Origin of the sequence: Streptomyces sp. NPDC005485, from assembly GCF_040606085.1 — a bacterium.
Lineage (GTDB): Bacteria > Actinomycetota > Actinomycetes > Streptomycetales > Streptomycetaceae > Streptomyces.
Genome location: NZ_JBEXDZ010000322.1, coordinates 1 through 1,594, shown reverse-complemented (window position 1 = coordinate 1,594; position 1,594 = coordinate 1). Strand labels below are relative to the sequence as shown.

Below are 1,594 nucleotides of genomic sequence, written 5' to 3'. Positions count from 1 at the left end.
GTGTTCACGCACCGGGGCCGTGCCGTTGGGGCACAGGTGGGGCAGTCGTAGTGTTAGAACTACGGCTGCCTGAGACGACTATGACGACCCGTCGGGTAGCTGTCAACAGTTCTAGAACTGTGGTTCACTGATGGCAGATGAGAGAGGGGATGGTCACCGTGGCCGCACCAAAGTGGCGTGCGCTCGCCGACAAGATCGCGGCGCAGATTGACTCAGGGGAGTACGCCCCGGGCGAGGAGCTCCCGCACATCAGGGCGCTCGTTGCGGCCGGTGAGGGGTCCGGAGCCACTGTGCATCGGGCATACCAGGCACTTGCCGCAGAGGGGTACGTCACCTCGAGCCGCGGACACGGCACGGTCGTGCGCGACCGGCGGCGCATCAGGGTGCCGCTCAGCCGGTACGGCGCGGTGCTCACCCCCGGCGGCACTATGGGCCCTTGGGAGAGCGCAACCGCGGCACAAGGCCTCCCGGGTGGAATGCGGGTGCTCCCGCCGGAGCAGCTCGAGGCGCCGGCAGACATCGCTGCTGCGCTCAACATCTCCGCCGGGGACACCGTGGTGTGCCGCACCCGGCAAGCGACCATCGGGAACGAGATCGTTCAGGTCCAGTCGGCGTACTACCCGCTGGACGTGGCGACCGCGGCCGGTCTGGACGGGCCCGGCAAGGTGACCGGCGGAATCCTCGGCGCCATGGTCGGCGCGGGGTTGCAGCCCACAGAGGCGGACGAACGAGTCACCGCATGGGTACCGAGCCCCGGCGAGGCTGCTGAGCTCTCCATAGGGTCCACGGTCCCGGTGCTGCGAGTGGAGCGAGTAACGCGTGATCAGGCCGGGCGCCCAGTCGAGGTTGTGCGCATCACCGGAGCGGCGGACCGGCTCGAGTTGGTCTACGACCGGCTGCCGCTCGGCCCCCGGGTGTAACAGATTCCGCGACTTGACGTACTACAAGGGACAGGGGCAGCCGCCCCTGCCTCACAGTGCCTCACCCCGGCTCGGCTTGCCTGGCGTTGCCTGTGCGGCCCGCGACCAACACACCTGGGGGATGGTTGTCGCGTTCGCCAGCTAGCCTGATTCAGATGGCACAAGCGCCACAGGAGGAACCATGCAGCAGCAGGAGAGTTCGGCGCCGGAGTGGATGACCGTCCGCGAAGTCGCGGAGCACTTCCGGGTATCCACCCGCACGATTCACCGATGGGTGGCGAGCGGAGAGATTCGCTCCCGCCGGATCGGACCCGGTGGACGAGTCACGCGCATTCACAGCGCGGTGCTCAACACCGACCCGCACGACCTCTCGGCTGTGGCCTAGCAGACATGCAGATGCCTGGCCATCGCCCGGGTGGAGAACCATCCGTACAGTCCCTGGGCGTCCCCGTCCGGGCAGCGCTGGCTGGACTCGCTGCCCGCACCGGTGCGTGGTGCGGACCGCGACCCTGCAGGGCCGCGGCGCGCACACCACTGGCGAGGAGCCGCTTCGCGAAGCGGTCGGCACCGCGCTTGGTGTCCACGAACATGATCACGCGACCGTCGCGGGCCGCGATGCGGGTGGCCACGGCCTTCTTGTCCGTCTCGTCCGCCACGTGCAGCACGTGGTGCTC

Annotated in this window: 2 protein-coding genes and 2 pseudogenes; 3 read left to right on the top strand and 1 reads right to left on the bottom strand. The window is 68.7% G+C overall.

Annotation, left to right across the window (positions count from 1 at the left end; translation table 11 throughout):
• The first annotated feature begins 158 nt into the window (after positions 1 to 158).
• The 3 genes and pseudogenes from ABZS97_RS43945 to ABZS97_RS43935 form a co-directional block, all read left to right on the top strand.
• A complete protein-coding gene (locus tag ABZS97_RS43945; RefSeq protein ID WP_356149713.1) occupies positions 159 to 920 on the top strand; it encodes a GntR family transcriptional regulator in 762 nt (253 codons plus the stop codon).
• A 181-nt stretch (positions 921 to 1,101) separates the two neighbouring features.
• On the top strand, positions 1,102 to 1,305 hold the full coding sequence (locus ABZS97_RS43940) for a helix-turn-helix domain-containing protein (protein WP_356149706.1): 204 nt from the start codon (positions 1,102 to 1,104) through the stop codon (positions 1,303 to 1,305).
• A gap of 12 nt (positions 1,306 to 1,317) precedes the next feature.
• Positions 1,318 to 1,428, top strand: a pseudogene (locus tag ABZS97_RS43935) (TIGR04222 domain-containing membrane protein); the annotation flags it as partial.
• A gap of 4 nt (positions 1,429 to 1,432) precedes the next feature.
• Here the strand turns inward: ABZS97_RS43935 and ABZS97_RS43930 are convergent.
• A pseudogene (locus ABZS97_RS43930) lies at positions 1,433 to 1,594 on the bottom strand (DEAD/DEAH box helicase); the annotation flags it as partial.

Coding starts and splice junctions, on each gene's coding strand:
- ABZS97_RS43940 (WP_356149706.1), top strand. CDS start 1,102: ATGCAGCAGCAGGAGAGTTCGGCGCCGGAGTGGATGACCGTCCGCGAA.